This window comes from Aromatoleum evansii, from assembly GCF_045689615.1.
In the GTDB taxonomy this organism is placed as follows: domain Bacteria; phylum Pseudomonadota; class Gammaproteobacteria; order Burkholderiales; family Rhodocyclaceae; genus Aromatoleum; species Aromatoleum evansii.
On record NZ_CP141259.1, the window covers coordinates 4,990,438 to 5,007,572 of the forward strand.

The following is a 17,135-nucleotide window of genomic DNA, read 5'->3' on the forward strand; positions in this document are numbered from 1 at the left end:
TGTGCCCCGCACATACGATGCACCGCACCATACAAGGGGAACGTTTTCATGGACTTTGCCTACACAGTCGCCGGGTTCGCGGTCGGCGCCATCGTCGGACTCACCGGCGTCGGCGGCGGATCGCTGATGACGCCGCTGCTCGTGCTGCTGTTCGGCATCCACCCCTCGGTCGCGGTCGGCACCGACCTGCTCTATGCGGCGATCACCAAGGCCGGCGGCACGCTCGCGCACGGCATGAAGGGCACGGTCGACTGGACCGTGACAAGGCGCCTCGCCACCGGTAGCATCCCGGCCGCTGCGCTGACGCTGGTGCTGGTCGGGACCTTCGCCCCGGGCGGTATCGACGGCGCTGCGGGGCTGATCAAGGTGGCGCTGGGCGTCGCCCTGCTGCTCACCGCGGTCGCGATCATCTTCCGCAAGCAGATCCAGACCTACGCGGTGAAACGCTTCGGCGGCACCCCCAACCCGACGCGCACCGCCCGCCTGACCGTGCTCACCGGCGCGGTGCTCGGCGTGCTGGTGTCGATCTCGTCGGTCGGCGCAGGAGCACTCGGCGTGACGGCGCTGTTCTTCCTGTACCCCACGATGCCCGCGCTACGCATCGTCGGCTCGGACATCGCCCACGCGGTGCCGCTGACGCTGGTCGCCGGCATCGGCCACTGGATGCTCGGCAGCGTCGACTGGCTGCTGCTCGGCAGCCTGATCGTCGGTTCGCTGCCCGGCATCTGGCTCGGCAGCCATATTTCGACCAAGGTGCCGGACCGGGTGCTGCGCCCGATCCTGGCGACGATGCTGGTCCTGGTCGGTGCCAAGCTGGTCAGCCACTGAGCCGCGACAACACATACGGATTCAACGAGAGAGACGCGATGTACCGATACGACGCCTATGACCAGAAACTCGTGGATGAGCGCGTCGCGCAATTCCGCGACCAGATGCGCCGCCACCTCGCGGGCGAGCTCAGCGACGACGAGTTCCGTCCCGTGCGCCTGCAGAACGGCCTGTACATCCAGCGCCACGCGCCGATGTACCGCATCTCCATCCCCTACGGCCATCTCGCGAGCCGCCAGCTGCGCAAGCTCGCGCACCTCGCGCGCACCTACGACAAGAGCTACCTGCACTTCACGACGCGCCAAAACGTCCAGTTCAACTGGGCGCCGCTGGAAGTGATCCCCGAGATCTGCGCCGAGCTCGCGACGGTGCAGCTGCACTCGATCCAGACCTCGGGCAACTGCATCCGCAACTTCACCTCCGACCCCTTCGCCGGCGTCGCGGGCGACGAGCTCATCGACCCGCGCCCGTGGGCCGAGATCCTGCGCCAGTGGGCCACCTTCCACCCCGAATTCGCCTACCTGCCGCGCAAGTTCAAGATCGCCGTGAACGGCGCGAAGGAAGACCGCGCAGTCATCCAGGTTCACGACATCGGCCTCGACCTGAAGAAGAACGAGGCGGGCGAGATCGGTTTCCGCGTCCTCGTCGGCGGCGGCCTCGGCCGCACCCCGATCATCGGCCGCGAGATCGAGTCCTTCATCCCGTGGCAGCACATCATCAGCTACTGCGAAGCCATCCTGCGCGTGTACAACCGCTACGGCCGTCGCGACAACAGCTTCAAGGCACGCATCAAGATCCTCGTCAGCGCGCTCGGCATCGACGAATTCCGCTGGCAGGTGCGCGAGGAATGGGCGCATCTCAAGGACGGACCGAACACGCTGACCGTAGAGGAGGTGCACCGCGTCGCCGACTTCTTCGAGGATCCCGCGTACGAGGACCTGCCGGCCGACGACGCCGGCTATCACCACCACATCGCAGAGAACCTCGCCTTCGCCGCGTGGGTGAAGCGCAACGTGCGCGCGCACAAGAAGCAAGGTTACGCGTCGGTCGTGCTGTCGCTGAAGAAGCCGGGCGTGGCGCCGGGCGACATCACCTCCGAGCAGCTCGACCTGGTCGCCGACTGGGCCGACCGCTTCAGCTTCGGCGAGGCGCGCGTCACGCACGAACAGAACCTCGTGCTCGCCGACGTGAAGAAGTCCGAGCTCTACACGCTGTGGCAGCTCGCCCGCAAGGCCGGCCTCGCCACACCCAACATCGGGCTCCTCACCGACATCATCTGCTGTCCGGGCGGCGACTTCTGCTCACTCGCGAACGCCAAGTCGATCCCCATCGCCGCGGCGATCCAGGAGCGCTTCGACGACCTCGACTACCTGCACGACATCGGCGACATCGAGATCAACATCTCCGGTTGCATGAACGCCTGCGGCCACCACCACGTCGGCCACATCGGCATCCTCGGCGTCGATAAGAACGGCGAGGAGTGGTACCAGGTCACGCTCGGCGGAAGCCAGGGCAACAGCACCTCGCTCGGCAAGGTCATCGGCCCGTCCTTCGCGCGCGCCGAGATGCCCGACGTGATCGCCGAGATCATCGAAACCTACGTCGCAGAACGCCACGACGACGAACTGTTCATCGACACCGTGCGCCGCATCGGCCTCGAGCCGTTCAAGGCCCGCGTATATGCCGAACGTCAGCCCCACAAGAAGGTTGCCAATGTCTAAAGTCATCCAGAACGGCCGTATCGTCACCAGCGACTGGCAGATCCTCACCGTCGCCGAAGGCGAAGAGGCCGAAGCCCTCAGCGTGCCCGCCGGCCGCGTGATCGTGCCGCTCGCGACTTGGCTCGCGCGCCGCGAGGAACTGGCCGCACGCGCCGACGTCGGCGTGTGGTTCGCCAGCAGCGAGGGCCCCGAGGCGCTCGAGGCCGACATCGCCCGCCTGCCGGTGATCGCGGTGAACTTCCCCAAGTTCGTCGACGGCCGCGGTTACTCGACCGCGGTGCTGCTGCGCACCCGTTACGGCTACACCGGCCAGCTGATCGCCTTCGGCGAGGTGCTGCGCGACCAGTTCAACTACCTCGCGCGCTGCGGCTTCGACACGCTGCAGCCGCGCGAAGACCGCTACACCGACGCCCAGCTCGACGCCGCGATCGCCAGCATCGGCGACTACAGCGAGCCCTACCAGGCCTCGGTGCTGCATCCGCAGCCGATGTTCCGCCGCATCGCGCGTGCCGGAGCGAAGGCATGAGCGGCGCGGTGAGCATGCTGCGCCCGGCGGCGAAGAACGCGGCGATCCGTCCCGAGCTGACCGAGGCGCTGGTGGACGCCGTCAGCACGAAGACCGACGCCGCCCTCGCCTTGCTGCGCGCGGCAGTCGCCGAATTCGGCAGCGCGGGCGAGATCACCTTCGCCAACAGCTTCGGCGCCGAGGACATGGTGCTCACCGACCTGATCCTGCGCGAGAAGCAGCCGATCGAGATCTTCTCCCTCGACACCGGCCGCCTTCCCGCCGAAACCTACACGCTGATCGGCGAGGTCGAGCAGCATTACGACACGCGCCTGAAGGTCTTCTTCCCGAAGTCCGACGCCGTCGAGACCTACGTGCGCACGCATGGCATCAATGCGTTCTACGAATCCGTCGAGATGCGCAAGGCCTGCTGCCACATGCGCAAGGTCGAGCCGCTGCAGCGCGCGCTCGCCGACAAGAAGGCCTGGATCACCGGCCTGCGCGCCGCGCAATCGACGACGCGCACCGGCCTGCCGACGCGCGAGTTCGACGAGGGCAACGGGCTGGTGAAATTCAACCCGCTGTCGGACTGGTCCGAGACCGAGGTGTGGGCCTACATCCGCATGCACGAAGTCCCCTACAACGCGCTGCACGAGCAGTTCTACCCCAGCATCGGCTGTGCGCCCTGCACCCGCGCGATCGCGGTCGGCGAGGACATCCGCGCCGGGCGCTGGTGGTGGGAGGACCCGACCTCCAAGGAATGCGGGCTACACGTCAAGAAGGGCTGACACGATGACACACCGACCGGAACCCGAGCAGCAGGAAACCGCCACCCTCCGCCACTCGCCGGCGGCGCCCTATTCCCGCCCCAGCCTGCGCCGCCGCCTGTCGGCGCTGCGTGCCGGCATGAAGGCCGCAGTGCGCGCGCTGCGCGCCCAGAACACCAGTAACTGAGAACCAAGATGTCCACGCTGACCCGTCAAACCCTGACCCACCTCGACTGGCTCGAAGCCGAGGCGATCCACATCATGCGCGAGGTCGCCGGCCAGTGCGCGAACCCCGTGCTGCTCTTCTCCGGCGGCAAGGACTCGATCTGCATGCTGCGCATCGCCGAGAAGGCGTTCCGCCCGGGCCGCTTCCCCTTCCCGCTGATGCACATCGACACCGGCCACAACTACAGGGAAGTGGTCGAGTTCCGCGACAAGCGCGCCGCCGAGCTGGGCGAGCGGCTGATCGTCCGCTCGGTGGAAGACTCCATGAAGCGCGGCACAGTCGTCCTGAAGCACGAGAACGAGTCGCGCAACAAGCACCAGTCGGTGACGCTGCTCGAGGCGATCGAGGAATTCGGTTTCGATGCCTGCATCGGCGGCGCCCGCCGCGACGAGGAGAAGGCCCGCGCGAAGGAGCGGATCATGAGCTTCCGCGACGAGTTCGGCCAGTGGGACCCGAAGAACCAGCGCCCCGAGCTGTGGAACCTGTACAACGCGCGCAGCCACAAGGGCGAGAACATCCGCGCCTTCCCGATCAGCAATTGGACGGAGATGGACGTGTGGCAGTACATCGAGCGCGAGAAGCTCGAACTGCCGTCGATCTACTTCGCCCACCGGCGCCCGGTGGTCATCCGCGAGGGCGCCATCGTGCCGGTCAATGTGCCGCTGATGACCGGCGAACTGACCAACCTGCCCAAGGCCGGAGAGGAGATCGTCGAACGGCAGGTGCGTTTCCGCACCGTTGGCGACATCTCCTGCACGGCGCCCGTGGAGTCGGACGCCGACACCGTGGAGAAGATCGTGATCGAAACCGCCACCACCACCATCACCGAGCGCGGCGCCACCCGTCTGGACGACCAGACCTCGGAGGCCTCGATGGAGCAGCGGAAGAAGGAAGGGTATTTCTAAGCACAAGCCGAATTTGGTCTTCGGCTGCATGAAGTGCGGGGTGCTAATCGAGCCGGGCGGGGAATTTGCTCCGTCGGCTGCGGAACTCGCAGTACAGCGCGCGTCCGCGCTGTCTGCTCAGACAGTCCTCGCCGCTCCGCAAACACCCCGCCCAGCTCTTGCTCTGTGCAGGCGGAACGTTAAAGGCAAAGGCGTATTGAACCCAGCCCTTCGCCAACCCGGAACGTAGCCGGGGACGTGCGGGGTGTTCGCGGCGCGGCGAGGACTGTCTGAGCGCAGGCGCGGAAGCGCGCCGCTGCGCGAGTTCCGCAGCCGCAGAGCGAATACCCCGCGCGGCGCCGGCGGATTAGCAGCACCGGCCAGAATCAACGAATCAAGCAGCAAACAGAATTCTCGAAAGATCTGAAGGAATCAAAACCATGTCCGCCCTCGAAAACCTGCCCGACACCGACCACGGCCTGCTGCGCTTCCTCACCTGCGGCAGCGTCGACGACGGCAAGAGCACCCTGATCGGCCGTCTGCTGTTCGACACCAAGACCATCCTCGCCGACACCCTCAACGCCATCGAGAAGACCTCCGCCAAGCGCGGCATGAGCGCGGTAGACCTCTCGCTGCTCACCGACGGCCTGCAGGCCGAGCGCGAGCAAGGCATCACCATCGACGTCGCCTACCGCTACTTCTCCACCGGCACGCGCAAGTACATCATCGCCGACGCCCCGGGCCACGAGCAGTACACCCGCAACATGGTGACCGCTGCCTCCACCGCCAACCTCGCCATCATCCTCGTCGATGCGCGCAAGGGTGTGCTCACCCAGACCCGCCGCCACTCCTACCTAGCGAGCCTGGTCGGCATTCCGCATCTGCTGGTGGCGGTCAACAAGATGGACCTCGTCGACTACGACCAGGCCACCTTCGAACGCATCAAGGCCGACTACCTCGTCTTCGCCGAAAAGCTCGGCATCAAGGACGTCCGCTTCATCCCCCTGTCCGCCCTCAACGGCGACATGATCGTCGACCGCGGCGAGCGCCTCGGCTGGTACGACGGTCCGACGCTGCTCGAAGTCCTCGAGAACGTGCCCGCCGCCCACACCGAACAGGCCGAAGACTTCCGCTTCCCCGTGCAGTTCGTCTGCCGCCCGCAGGATTCCGCCAACCCCGAGCTGCACGACTATCGCGGCTTCATGGGGCGCGTCGAATCGGGCGAGATCGTGGTCGGCGACGCCGTCACCGTCCTGCCCTCGGGCCGCAGCAGCACCGTCAAGGACATCCAGATCGGCGGCGAAAGCATCGAGCGCGCGATCCACGAACAGTCCGTCACCCTGCTGCTCGCCGACGAGATCGACATCTCGCGCGGCGACATGATCGTCAAGAGCAGCGAACAGCCCGAACAACTGAAACAGATCGACGCCACCCTGTGCTGGCTGTCCGAGACGCCCATGTCGCCCGCCCGCACCTACCTCCTGCGCCACACCACGCGCGAAGTGAAGGCCAAGGTCGCCAAGATCGACTACCGGCTCGACGTGAACACGCTCGCACAGGAACCCGCGACCGCGCTCGCGATGAACGATATCGCCCGCCTGACGCTCAAACTCGCGCAACCGATCTTCGCCGACCCCTACCTCGAGAATCGCGCCACCGGCGCCTTCATCATCATCGACGAAAGCACCAACAACACCGTCGGCGCGGGCATGATCGGCTGAACGGCGCGCCCGCAGCTCCGCACACGCGCACCCCGACCGTCCATTCGACGGCCGGGGTGCAAGCGCTTTTCCCTTTCCGGGCCCGGCTGTGGGAAAATCCCGCCTTGCCGATTTGTCTGCTGTCCGGCACAGCAACGCAATGTAGAAGACACATATGAAATGTCTCGATGATTTCCGCCTGCGGTTCGGGAGCAGGGAATACGTACCGATCATGATTGGCGGGATGGGCGTAGACATCTCGACGTCCGACCTGTCCCTCGAAGCAGCGCGCCTCGGCGGCATCGGCCACATCTCCGACGCGATGATCCCGACGGTGAGCGACCGCCGCTACGACACCAAGTACGTGCGCGACAAGCTCAAGCAGTACAAGTACAACGTCGCCAACACCAACAAGTCGGAAGTGCAGTTCGACCTCGGCCTGCTCGAGGAAGCCCAGAAGACGCACGTCACGCGCACCATGGAGCGCAAGCGCGGTGACGGGCTGATCTTCATGAACTGCATGGAAAAGCTCACGATGAACGGCCCCAAGGAGACGCTGCGCGTGCGCCTGCGTGCCGCGATGGATGCCGGCATCGACGGCATCACCCTCGCCGCCGGCCTGCACCTGGGCTCCTTCGGCCTGATCGAGGACCACCCGCGCTTCCGTGACGTCAAACTCGGCATCATCGTCTCCTCGTTGCGCGCGCTCGTACTCTTCCTGCGCAAGTCCGCGCGCACCAACCGCCTGCCCGACTTCGTCGTCGTCGAAGGCCCGCTCGCCGGCGGCCACCTCGGCTTCGGCATGGACTGGGCGCAGTACGACCTCCACACCATCGTCGCCGAGATCCGCGAATACCTCATCGCCGAGAAGCTCGACATCCCGTTGATTCCGGCCGGCGGCATCTTCACCGGCAGCGACGGCGTCTCCTTTCTCGAAGCCGGCGCCGCCGCGGTACAGGTCGCCACCCGCTTCACCGTGTCGCACGAATGCGGACTGCCGCCCGACGTGCAACAGCATTACTTCGGCGCGAACGAAGACGACATCGAGGTCAACAACACCTCGCCCACCGGCTACCCGATGCGCATGCTCAAGAGCAGCCCCTCGATCGGCTCCGGCATCCGCCCGAACTGCGAAGCCTACGGCTATCTGCTCGACGGCAACGGCAACTGCGCCTACATCAACGCCTACAACCGCGAACTCGCGCTGCACCCGGACGCGAAGCGGCTCAAGGTGATGGACAAGACCTGCCTGTGCACGCACATGCGCAACTTCGACTGCTGGACCTGCGGCCACTTCACCTACCGCCTCAAGGACACCACGCACCGGCGCGCCGACGGCACCTACCAGATCCTCTCCGCCGAGCACATCTTCCACGACTACCAGTACAGCAAGGACAACAAGATCGCGCTGCCTGCGGTCGAAGCCTGCGAACCGGCCAAGTCCGCCTGATCCCCGCCGGCTCCGGCCGGCAGCACGATCAAGAAGGGCGTGCCCGCCACATCGGCGGCCACGCCCTTCGTGCATCTGCAACGCCCCGCTACGACGCACGCTCCGTCCCCGCACGCTTCCCGCACACAAATCCCGATCCGCCCGCGTCGTTCGCGGGAACGCTCGCCACCGCCCCGCACTCATACGATCGGATGCTTCGTGCATGCCGCACACCGGATGCGTTCCGGCGCCAGGAATGCGTATGCGCAGAACGATATGGGCGCTCCTCGCGCTCGCACTGCTGATCCTCGGCTTCCTGCTGCACAACCGCCCCGCCGCCGCAACGACGGGCGGCGAGGTCGTCGTGTTGCGCATCGACGGCGTCATCGGGCCGGCGACTTCCGACTTCTTCGCACGCGAACTCCGCCGCGCACACGCGCGGCAAGCAGCCCTCCTCGTGCTCGCAATGGACACCCCCGGCGGCCTCGACACCTCGATGCGCGCGATCATCAAGGACATCCTCGCCGCGCCGCTCCCCATCGTCACCTGGGTCGGCCCCGAAGGCGCACGCGCCGCGAGCGCCGGCACCTACATCCTGTACGCCAGCCACGTCGCGGCGATGGCACCGGCGACCAACCTCGGCGCGGCGACGCCGGTGGCGATCGGAATGCCCGGCGGCAAGCCGGGTGACGACACGACGCGCAAGGACAAGGCGGACGACAACACCAAGGAACGGGACGGCAACTCGGCCGGCGACGCAGCGGGCATCGGCGATTCCATGATGGAAAAAGTCCGTAACGACGCCGCCGCCTACCTACGCAGCCTTGCGCAACTGCGCGGCCGCAGCGGCGACTTCGCTGAACGCGCGGTGCGCGAGGCCGCCAGCCTGTCCTCCGAAGAGGCGCTCGCCGCAGGCGTCATCGACCTGATCGCCGCCGACCTGCCGGAACTGATGAAGAAACTGGACGGCCGCGAGGTGAAACTCGGCGACGGACGCACGCAACGCCTGTCCACCGCCGCCGCCACCGTCACCCAGATCGCACCCGACTGGCGCATGCGCCTGCTCGCCCTGCTATCCAATCCCCAACTCGCGCTGGTGCTGATGATGATCGGCATCTACGCCCTGTTCTTCGAATTCACCAGCCCCGGCTTCGGCGTGCCCGGCGTCGCCGGCGCGATCTGCCTGCTGGTCGCGCTGTACGCCTTCCAGCTCCTACCGGTGAACTGGGCGGGCGTCGCCCTGCTCGCCCTCGGCGCCATCCTGATGCTCGCCGAAGCCTTCCTGCCGAGCTTCGGCGCCCTCGGCGTCGGCGGCATCGTCGCCTTCGTCGTCGGCGGACTGTTCCTCATGGACACCGAGGCCCCCGGCTTCGGCATCCCGCTCGCCTTCCTGATCGGCCTTGCGATCGCCAGCGCACTGGTGATCGGCGCCGTCGGCAGCTTCGCCGCGCGCACGCGCCGGCGGCCCATCGTCAGCGGCCGCGAACAGATGGCCGGCACGATCGCAACGGTCACCACCGTCACCGCCGAAGGCGCATGGGCCCTCGCACAGGGCGAATCCTGGCGCGTGCGCAGCGCTTCGCCACTCGCACCGGGCGACCGCGTGCGCATCACCGGGCTCGACGGCCTCACCCTGCTCGTCGAGCCGCTCACCGCCGATCCGGCCAATCGCCGTGGAGGAAGTCCGCCATGATCTTCGACCTCAACCTGGGCCTAGGCACCATCCTGCTCCTGCTCGTCGCCCTCGTCGCGAGCTCCCTGCGCATCCTGCGCGAATACGAACGCGGCGTCGTCTTCATGCTCGGCCGCTTCTGGAAGGTCAAGGGCCCCGGCCTCATCGTCGTGATTCCCGGCATCCAGCAGATGGTCAAGGTGGACCTGCGTGTCGTCACGCTCGACGTGCCCAGCCAGGACGTGATCTCGCGCGACAACGTCTCGGTGAAGGTCAACGCGATCATATTTTTCCGCGTCATCGACCCGCAGAAGGCGATCATCCAGGTCGAGAACTACCTCGTCGCCACCAGCCAGCTCGCGCAGACCACGCTGCGCGCGGTCCTCGGCAAGCACGAACTCGACGAGATGCTCGCCGAGCGCGAACGCCTCAACCTCGACGTGCAGCAGATCCTCGACGCGCAGACCGACGGCTGGGGCATCAAGGTCGCCAACGTCGAGATCAAGCACATCGACCTCAACGAAAGCATGATCCGCGCGATCGCCCGCCAGGCCGAAGCCGAGCGCGAGCGGCGCGCCAAGGTGATCCACGCCGAAGGCGAAAAACAGGCCGCCGAGAGCCTCATGAAGGCGGCCGAGATGCTCTCGCGCCAGCCCGCCGCGATGCAGCTGCGTTACCTGCAGACCCTCACCCAGATCGCCGGCGACAAGGCCTCGACGATCGTCTTTCCCGTCCCGGTAGACCTGCTGAAGGGCTTGCTCGACGGCCAGTCGCGCCCGCCCCAGGCCTGAGTGCGCCGCAGCGGACTCACTCCCCTGCGAAGGCGATCGTCACGCGCTTGTTGCGCTTGCCTTCGGAGCGGATGCGCACGACCTTCAGCGCCCCGACCTCGCCGGTACGCCGCAGGTGCGTGCCGCCGCAGGGCTGCAGATCGACTCCCGGGATGTGGATCGTGCGCACGCTGCCGTGCCCGCGCGGCGGCTGCACCGACATGGTCTTCACCAGTCCGGGGTTTGCATCGAGTTCCGCCTCGCTGATCTCGCCCGCCTCGACCGGCGTGTCGGCCGCGACCAGGGCGTTGAGGCACGCCTCGATCTGCGCCGCATCGAGCTTGTCCATCTCGATGTCGAAATCGAGATGCGCCTTGTCCTCGGCCATGCGCCCGCCGCTCACCGGCGCCGCCACCACCGCGCACAGCAGATGCAGCCCGGTGTGATAGCGCATCAGCCGGTAACGCCGCTCCCAGTCGATCTCCGCCCTCACCATGGCACCGACCGCCGGCGGACTCGCGCCCTCCGCCAGCACATGCAAGACGGTCCCGCCTTCGCCCTTGACGGCCTCGGCGACCGGCACGCGCGTCCCGTCCGGCCCGATCAGCACCCCGCAATCCCCCGGCTGCCCTCCACCGGTCGGGTAGAACACGCTGCGGTCGAGCACGACGCGGTTCGCGTCGACGGCGAGCACCTGCGCGGTACAGGAACGGGCGTAGGCATCCAGGCGGAACAGCGCTTCGGTCATGCGGATCTCCGGAAATTTCAGGGCAACACCATCGCCAGCGCAATCGGCAGAAACACCACCGCCGCAACGTTGCCGATCAGCACCATCGAGGCAACCGCCTCGGGTTCCTGATGATAGCGTTCGGCGAAGATGTAGTTCAGCACAGCCGGCGGCAGGGCGCCGAAGACGATGACCAGCGCACGCTCCTGCGGCGGCAGGTCGAAGAACTGCAGCACCGCGAACGAGAGCAGCATTCCCGCCACCGGCCGCGCGATGGCGGCGTACAGGCCCAGGCCGATCGACGCGATGCGCGAATCGGTCAGGCGCACGCCCAGCGCAAACAACATCAGCGGGATCGAGATGTCGCCCAGCATCTTGATCGCGAGCATCAGCGGCGGCCACACCTCGATACCGGCGGCCCCGACCGCGAGGCCCGCGAAGGTCGCCAGTACCGACGGCACCCGCCACACCGTCCACACCTTGATGCGGTGGTCGAGCAACCACGCGCCGAATGAAAAGTGCAGCAGGTTCGACACCATGAACATCACCACCGCCGGCGCCAGCGCTGCGTCGCCGAAGGCCAGCACCGCCGTCGGCAGCCCCAGATTGCCGGAGTTGTTGAACATCATCGGCGGCACGAAGGTCTTCGGCGCCACGCCGGAGAAACGCGCAAGCACGTAGCCGACCACGCCCGTGCCGACCACCATCACCAACGTCGCAACCGCCAGCACGCTGAAATCCGCGATGCGGAATTCCTTGTTCGCCAGCGCCGCGAACACCAGCGCCGGGATGAAGACGTCCATGTTGAGCTTGTTGGCATGCGACAGGTCCGGCCGCATGCGCCTGCCGACGAAGTAGCCGAGCGCCGTCAGCGCGAACAGCGGAAAAAGGATGGCGACAATGCGGATCAGCATGAAAGACCGGCAAGCTCAGCGGATACGCTGCGGAACGGCAAAGATGAAAAAGGGCCCGACCGGGCCCTCGCGACAAACAGGAGGAGACTCAGAAACTTGCGCCGATCACCAACTGGTGCAGGTCGATGCCGTCGTTGGGCATCTCGACGTCGCCGTTCGAATAATGCGAGTAACGCCAGCCGACCGTATAGCGCCCCGCGAACTCGATACCCAGTCCGGCATGTTGCGAGAACTGGAAGGCCGTCGAGAACACCTTGGGCCCCAGATCGGTGCGGCTCAGGAGCGCGGCACCGAGGCCCAACTCCGCGTAGGGCTGGAAGTTGCCCTGGCCGCGCACCATGCGCAGCAGGCCGACTGCGCCGGCCTGATTCAGCGTGTTCGGACCACGGCTCGAACCGCTGTAATGAAAGCGGCTCAATTCCAGCTCCGGATGCACACCGGCATGCCACGTCCCCCAGTTGGCGCCCCACAGCGGACCGAGGCGCACGGACAGCCCCGTGCGCTCGTAATTGTCATGCTCGCCGTGGAACACGCTGACCGCGGGCTCCGCGGCCAACGCGCCTCCCGCCGCCAGTACCGCCGTCGCCACGCACGCCAGGAATTTCATTCGGTACCTCACAGGACGTAACGCGCGAGGTCCTCGCGCTGGGCGAACACATCGAGCCGCCCATCGACGTAGGCCGCGTCGATCACCAGCTTGTCGACACCGCTCTTGCCGGCCTCGAAGGAAATCTCCTCGAGCAGCTTCTCCATCACCGTGTACAGGCGCCGCGCACCGATGTTCTCGGTCTTCTCGTTCACCTGGAAGGCGATCTCGGCGAGGCGGCGGATGCCCGCATCGACGAACTCCAGCGCCACCCCCTCGGTCGCGAGCAGGGCCTGGTACTGGCGCACCAGACAGGCATCCGTCTGCGTGAGGATGCGCACGAAATCCTCCACCGACAGGCTCTCCAGCTCCACCCTGATCGGGAAACGCCCCTGCAGCTCGGGGATCAGGTCGCTCGGCTTGGACAGGTGGAACGCACCGCTGGCGATGAACAGCACATGATCGGTCTTGATCATGCCGTACTTGGTCGACACCGTCGTGCCCTCCACGAGCGGCAGCAGGTCGCGCTGCACGCCCTGGCGCGACACGTCGGCACCCTGCACGTCCGAACGCGCGGCGATCTTGTCGATCTCGTCGAGGAACACGATGCCGTTCTGCTCCACCGCGCGGATCGCCTCCGCCTTCACTTCCTCGTCGTTGATCAGGCGCACGGCTTCCTCGTCGGCCAAGGCCTTCAGCGCCTCGCCGATCTTCATCTTGCGCAGCTTCTTCTTGCCGCCGCCCAGGTTCTGGAACATGCCCTGGATCTGCTGCGTGAGCTCCTCCATGCCCGGAGGCGCGAAGATCTCCGCGGTCATCGCATGCGCGGCGACCTCGATCTCGATCTCCTTGTCGTCGAGCTCGCCCTCGCGCAGCTTCTTGCGGAATTTCTGCCGCGTCGCCGTGTCCTGCGGCTCCGGATCGGCCGCGAAGCCGACCGGGCGCGCCGGCGGCAGCAACGCGTCGAGCACACGGTCTTCGGCCGCATCCATCGCCCGGTCGCGCACCGTCTTCATCGCCCGCTCGCGTCCGTCCTTGATCGCGATCTCCACCAGATCACGGATGATCGTCTCGACATCGCGCCCGACATAGCCCACTTCCGTGAACTTCGTCGCCTCGATCTTGATGAAGGGCGCATTCGCCAGGCGTGCGAGCCGGCGCGCGATCTCGGTCTTGCCGACACCCGTCGGCCCGATCATGAGAATGTTCTTGGGCGTGATCTCGCTGCGCAGCGGCTCCTCCACCTGCGCACGCCGCCAGCGGTTGCGCAGCGCGATTGCAACGGCCTTCTTGGCCTTGCCCTGTCCGACGATGTGCTTGTCGAGTTCGGAGACGATCTCCGGCGGCGTCATCTGCGTCATCCCTCGATCACCTCGATCACGTGGCTCTGATTGGTATAAATGCACAGATCGCCCGCGATCTGCAGTGACTTCTTCACGATCTCCTCGGGCGCAAGCTCGGTATTTTCCAGCAGCGCGCGCGCCGCCGACTGCGCATAGGCGCCGCCGCTGCCGATCGCCACGATCCCCTGCTCGGGCTCCAGCACGTCGCCGTTGCCGGTGATGACCAGCGAATTGTCGCGGTCCGCCACCGCCAGCATCGCCTCCAGGCGCCGCAGCACGCGGTCAGTGCGCCAATCCTTGGCGAGCTCCACCGCGCTGCGCAGCAGGTTGCCCTGATGCTTCTCCAGCTTCGCCTCGAAGCGCTCGATCAGCGTGAACGCGTCGGCCGTGCCGCCCGCGAAACCCGCGAGGATCTTGCCCTGATAGATCGGCCGCACCTTGCGGGCGGTCGCCTTGATGACGATGTTGCCCAGCGTGACCTGGCCGTCGCCTCCCAGCGCGACACGATTGCCGCGGCGCACCGAGAGGATCGTGGTGCCGTGATACTGTTCCATTGGATATTCCTCGAATCGGAGGGGGACGGCGAAGCGGTCAGCTGCGCAGCAGCACCACCGCGACCTGATCGACGCCCATCACTCGCAGCAGCGCCGCAACCATCGCGTTCACGTTGCGCAACACGACCGTCTTACCCTGCGCCTGCAGCGTTGCAAGAATGTTGAAAAGCGTGCCGGCGCTGACGAAATCGATACGACGCAGCTGACCGCAGTCGACTTCCACGCTCTGCTGGCTGCTCGCGTGCGCAGCCAGCTTGCGGATCTTCTCCACCGCCGCACTGGTGATCTCGCCGTCGAGCACGAAATCGTTGTTGGCCGGCGCATCCAGATCGAGCGCAACCTCCTGGACCGCCGTCGTCGAGGCCGCCTGAGCGGCCCTCGCCTCCCAGGACGGCGGCGACTCCTCGAAGGTGATCGCGTAATCCACCGCCAGGTTCTCGAACCGCTCCTGCTCGCCGGTGTGCTGCAACATCTCCAGCAGCAGCAGCCAGATATCGCGCCCGCTCGGCTCGCCCGTGCGCACCTGCCCCGCCAGCATCTCCGCGAGCTGGCCGCAGTTCAGCAGCGACACCTTCACCCGCTCTCCCGCGAGCTCGCGCAGCACGTTGCGGAACAGCGTACAGCCATTCTCATCGACCGAGCGCAGGCGCCCCAGATCGATGCGGATGGCGCCACTCTTCTTGCCGATGACGGCGATCTGCTGGAACTGGTTCGCGGCCTGCCCGGACAGGCTGCCCGACATGTTCACCATCGGTGCCGCGTTCGAGCGCACGTGCTCCTGCGCACTCGACAGGTCCGTCCATGGCGGCGGCGACCTCTCGAAACGCGTCGCGTAATCCAGCACCCGTGCCTCGAACCGCTGGCGCTGCCCGGTCAGGCGGTACAGGTCCAGCAGCATCATCCACAGGCCTTCGCCCGCATGGCCGCCCTGACCGTCCAGCACCGCATTGAGGGCCGCCTCCGCCTCCACCGTATTCCCGTTCGCGTACAGCACGGCCGCTTCCTCGTAGGCGGCACCGATGCCGGCCCCCATCTCCTGCACCTCGACCTGCCCGGCGCAATGCGCCAGGGCGTGCGTCGGGTCGCCGACCGAGAAATCCAGCTTGGACAACTCGGGCGGCTCCACCTGGGGCGCCGCGGACGACGGCGCCGCGCCGGGCGACGCACCTGACGGCTGAGTGCCGGGAGCGGGCTTCTTGCCGAAGAATGGAAGAACCACGTTACGACCTGTGCGAACGGAGATGGACTAGTCGGGGATGCGGAAGGATAGCATTTCGGGCGCACCTCTTGCGCCCCAGTCGCGACGCGGCCGTCCGCACCTTACCTTTTGCAAAACAGTACCGGCGCCGCAGATGTAACAGACAGCGCACCGTCGGCTAGAATGTTGCGATGCACACACCTTGCCCGTCGTCGATCTCCGGCGAAAACCACGTATTTTCACTGCCTGTCCGCGTGTATTACGAGGACACTGACGCCGCCGGAGTCATCTACTACGCCAACTACCTGCGTTACTGCGAGCGCGCGCGCACCGAATGGCTGCGCGCGGCAGGCTTCGAACAGCAGGCCCTGCTGACCGAACAGCGCATCGGCTTCGTCGTCCGCTCCGTCGCCGGCGATTATCTGTCAGCAGGAATGCTCGATGATGCGTTACACGTCACGACCGGGGTCGAAACGCTGCGCGGCGCCAGCATGGTGTTCGTGCAGAAGGTGATGCGCGGCGACGAAGTCCTGTTTCGCGGCCGCTTCGTCATCGCCTGTGTCGACCTCGACCGCAAACGCCCAACCCCGCTCCCCGCAGACATGCGCACAAAACTGGAAAAACTCGTACAAGCATGACCGTCTCCCACGATCTCTCGATCATCAGCCTCATCAGCCAGGCCAGCGTCCTGGTCCAGATCGTCATGGCCCTGCTCGCAGGCCTGTCGCTCGTTTCCTGGTACTGGATCTTCCGCAAGTCATTCCAGATCCGCTCCGCGCGCAGCAAGACCAACGGCTTCGAGCGCGACTTCTGGAGCGGCGGCGACCTCAACTCGCTGTTCCAGTCGGCCGCCGCCGCGCGCCACGAAACCGGCGGCATGGAGCGCATCTTCGAGTCGGGCTACCGCGAATTCACCAAGCTGCGCAGCAAGAGCCACGACAACGCCTCGATCATCGACGGCGCACGGCGCGCGATGCGTGCGACCTACCAGCGCGAGGTCGACGACCTCGAGGCACACCTCGCCTTCCTCGCCTCGGTCGGTTCGGTGTCCCCGTACATCGGCCTGTTCGGCACCGTGTGGGGCATCATGAACGCCTTCCGCGGCCTGTCGAACGTCAGCTCCGCGACGCTGGCGAACGTCGCGCCGGGCATTGCGGAGGCGCTCGTCGCCACCGCGATCGGCCTCTTCGCCGCGATCCCCGCGGTGGTCGCGTACAACCGCTTCGCGCACGACATCGACCGCATCAGCATCCGCTTCGAGAGCTTCATGGAAGAGTTCTCGAACATCCTGCAGCGCCAGTTGCGCTGAGC

The 17,135-nt window shown here is 66.5% G+C and carries 18 protein-coding genes; 12 read left to right on the plus strand and 6 right to left on the minus strand.

The features are described 5' to 3' along the window. Positions 1–48: 48 nt before the first annotated feature. The 10 genes from U5817_RS23350 (at position 49) to U5817_RS23395 (ending at position 10,523) form a co-directional block, all read left to right on the plus strand. Positions 49–828 (plus strand): sulfite exporter TauE/SafE family protein, encoded by a 780-nt coding sequence (locus tag U5817_RS23350; RefSeq protein ID WP_169131751.1) that lies wholly within the window; start codon positions 49–51, stop codon positions 826–828. Between the two features lie 38 nt (positions 829–866). Beyond that, positions 867–2,549 (plus strand): nitrite/sulfite reductase, encoded by a 1,683-nt coding sequence (locus U5817_RS23355; RefSeq protein WP_169131749.1) that lies wholly within the window; start codon positions 867–869, stop codon positions 2,547–2,549. Next, the gene (locus tag U5817_RS23360) at positions 2,542–3,075 is read left to right on the plus strand and encodes a DUF934 domain-containing protein (RefSeq protein ID WP_169131747.1); all 534 of its coding nucleotides are present in this window, start codon (positions 2,542–2,544) and stop codon (positions 3,073–3,075) included. Before U5817_RS23355 ends, U5817_RS23360 begins: the two co-directional genes overlap by 8 nt. Continuing rightward, positions 3,072–3,842, plus strand: coding sequence for a phosphoadenylyl-sulfate reductase (locus U5817_RS23365; RefSeq protein WP_169131745.1), 771 nt, complete (start codon positions 3,072–3,074; stop codon positions 3,840–3,842). Before U5817_RS23360 ends, U5817_RS23365 begins: the two co-directional genes overlap by 4 nt. Positions 3,843–3,846: 4 nt before the next feature. Then, the gene (locus tag U5817_RS23370; RefSeq protein WP_169131743.1) at positions 3,847–4,008 is read left to right on the plus strand and encodes a hypothetical protein; all 162 of its coding nucleotides are present in this window, start codon (positions 3,847–3,849) and stop codon (positions 4,006–4,008) included. A gap of 8 nt (positions 4,009–4,016) precedes the next feature. After that, entirely contained in the window at positions 4,017–4,952 is a 936-nt protein-coding gene (cysD, locus tag U5817_RS23375) for a sulfate adenylyltransferase subunit CysD (protein ID WP_169131741.1), read from the plus strand. 419 nt (positions 4,953–5,371) lie between these two features. Next, on the plus strand, positions 5,372–6,652 hold the full coding sequence (cysN, locus tag U5817_RS23380; protein ID WP_169131739.1) for a sulfate adenylyltransferase subunit CysN: 1,281 nt from the start codon (positions 5,372–5,374) through the stop codon (positions 6,650–6,652). 154 nt (positions 6,653–6,806) lie between these two features. Then, positions 6,807–8,081 (plus strand): nitronate monooxygenase, encoded by a 1,275-nt coding sequence (locus U5817_RS23385; RefSeq protein WP_169131737.1) that lies wholly within the window; start codon positions 6,807–6,809, stop codon positions 8,079–8,081. A gap of 241 nt (positions 8,082–8,322) precedes the next feature. Next, the gene (locus U5817_RS23390) at positions 8,323–9,753 is read left to right on the plus strand and encodes a nodulation protein NfeD (protein ID WP_169131736.1); all 1,431 of its coding nucleotides are present in this window, start codon (positions 8,323–8,325) and stop codon (positions 9,751–9,753) included. Further along, positions 9,750–10,523 carry a slipin family protein gene (locus U5817_RS23395; protein ID WP_169131734.1) on the plus strand — a complete coding sequence of 258 codons (774 nt, stop codon included), beginning with the start codon at positions 9,750–9,752 and terminating at the stop codon, positions 10,521–10,523. The genes U5817_RS23390 and U5817_RS23395 overlap by 4 nt, the downstream gene beginning before the upstream one ends. 16 nt (positions 10,524–10,539) lie before the next feature. Here U5817_RS23395 and U5817_RS23400 read toward each other — a convergent pair whose 3' ends face one another. The 6 genes from U5817_RS23400 to U5817_RS23425 form a co-directional block, all read right to left on the minus strand. After that, on the minus strand, positions 10,540–11,250 hold the full coding sequence (locus tag U5817_RS23400; RefSeq protein ID WP_169131732.1) for an alanyl-tRNA editing protein: 711 nt from the start codon (positions 11,248–11,250) through the stop codon (positions 10,540–10,542). Positions 11,251–11,267: 17 nt separating this feature from the next. Continuing rightward, complete coding sequence (locus U5817_RS23405; protein WP_169131730.1) at positions 11,268–12,143, minus strand: AEC family transporter; 876 nt, start codon at positions 12,141–12,143, stop codon at positions 11,268–11,270. An 88-nt stretch (positions 12,144–12,231) separates the two neighbouring features. Further along, on the minus strand, positions 12,232–12,750 hold the full coding sequence (locus tag U5817_RS23410; protein WP_169131728.1) for an acyloxyacyl hydrolase: 519 nt from the start codon (positions 12,748–12,750) through the stop codon (positions 12,232–12,234). Positions 12,751–12,758: 8 nt separating this feature from the next. After that, positions 12,759–14,090 (minus strand): ATP-dependent protease ATPase subunit HslU, encoded by a 1,332-nt coding sequence (hslU, locus tag U5817_RS23415; protein WP_169131726.1) that lies wholly within the window; start codon positions 14,088–14,090, stop codon positions 12,759–12,761. Next, positions 14,087–14,626: an ATP-dependent protease subunit HslV gene (gene hslV / locus U5817_RS23420; RefSeq protein ID WP_169131724.1), complete on the minus strand. Its 540-nt coding sequence runs from the start codon at positions 14,624–14,626 to the stop codon at positions 14,087–14,089. The genes hslU and hslV overlap by 4 nt, the downstream gene beginning before the upstream one ends. Positions 14,627–14,663: 37 nt before the next feature. After that, on the minus strand, positions 14,664–15,845 hold the full coding sequence (locus U5817_RS23425) for an STAS domain-containing protein (protein ID WP_169131722.1): 1,182 nt from the start codon (positions 15,843–15,845) through the stop codon (positions 14,664–14,666). 233 nt (positions 15,846–16,078) lie between these two features. Here U5817_RS23425 and ybgC point away from each other — a divergent pair, with 233 nt between their 5' ends. Continuing rightward, positions 16,079–16,462: a tol-pal system-associated acyl-CoA thioesterase gene (ybgC, locus tag U5817_RS23430; RefSeq protein ID WP_407279009.1), complete on the plus strand. Its 384-nt coding sequence runs from the start codon at positions 16,079–16,081 to the stop codon at positions 16,460–16,462. Continuing rightward, positions 16,459–17,133 (plus strand): protein TolQ, encoded by a 675-nt coding sequence (gene tolQ / locus U5817_RS23435; protein ID WP_169131720.1) that lies wholly within the window; start codon positions 16,459–16,461, stop codon positions 17,131–17,133. Before ybgC ends, tolQ begins: the two co-directional genes overlap by 4 nt. Positions 17,134–17,135: the final 2 nt, after the last annotated feature.

Excerpts from the sequence above, each read along its gene's own strand:
- U5817_RS23350 (WP_169131751.1), top strand. The coding sequence starts at position 49 with ATGGACTTTGCCTACACAGTCGCCGGGTTCGCGGTCGGCGCCATCGTC.
- U5817_RS23355 (WP_169131749.1), top strand. The coding sequence starts at position 867 with ATGTACCGATACGACGCCTATGACCAGAAACTCGTGGATGAGCGCGTC.
- U5817_RS23360 (WP_169131747.1), top strand. The coding sequence starts at position 2,542 with ATGTCTAAAGTCATCCAGAACGGCCGTATCGTCACCAGCGACTGGCAG.
- U5817_RS23365 (WP_169131745.1), top strand. The coding sequence starts at position 3,072 with ATGAGCGGCGCGGTGAGCATGCTGCGCCCGGCGGCGAAGAACGCGGCG.
- U5817_RS23370 (WP_169131743.1), top strand. The coding sequence starts at position 3,847 with ATGACACACCGACCGGAACCCGAGCAGCAGGAAACCGCCACCCTCCGC.
- cysD (WP_169131741.1), top strand. The coding sequence starts at position 4,017 with ATGTCCACGCTGACCCGTCAAACCCTGACCCACCTCGACTGGCTCGAA.
- cysN (WP_169131739.1), top strand. The coding sequence starts at position 5,372 with ATGTCCGCCCTCGAAAACCTGCCCGACACCGACCACGGCCTGCTGCGC.
- U5817_RS23385 (WP_169131737.1), top strand. The coding sequence starts at position 6,807 with ATGAAATGTCTCGATGATTTCCGCCTGCGGTTCGGGAGCAGGGAATAC.
- U5817_RS23390 (WP_169131736.1), top strand. The coding sequence starts at position 8,323 with ATGCGCAGAACGATATGGGCGCTCCTCGCGCTCGCACTGCTGATCCTC.
- U5817_RS23395 (WP_169131734.1), top strand. The coding sequence starts at position 9,750 with ATGATCTTCGACCTCAACCTGGGCCTAGGCACCATCCTGCTCCTGCTC.
- U5817_RS23400 (WP_169131732.1), bottom strand. The coding sequence starts at position 11,250 with ATGACCGAAGCGCTGTTCCGCCTGGATGCCTACGCCCGTTCCTGTACC.
- U5817_RS23405 (WP_169131730.1), bottom strand. The coding sequence starts at position 12,143 with ATGCTGATCCGCATTGTCGCCATCCTTTTTCCGCTGTTCGCGCTGACG.
- U5817_RS23410 (WP_169131728.1), bottom strand. The coding sequence starts at position 12,750 with ATGAAATTCCTGGCGTGCGTGGCGACGGCGGTACTGGCGGCGGGAGGC.
- hslU (WP_169131726.1), bottom strand. The coding sequence starts at position 14,090 with ATGACGCAGATGACGCCGCCGGAGATCGTCTCCGAACTCGACAAGCAC.
- hslV (WP_169131724.1), bottom strand. The coding sequence starts at position 14,626 with ATGGAACAGTATCACGGCACCACGATCCTCTCGGTGCGCCGCGGCAAT.
- tolQ (WP_169131720.1), top strand. The coding sequence starts at position 16,459 with ATGACCGTCTCCCACGATCTCTCGATCATCAGCCTCATCAGCCAGGCC.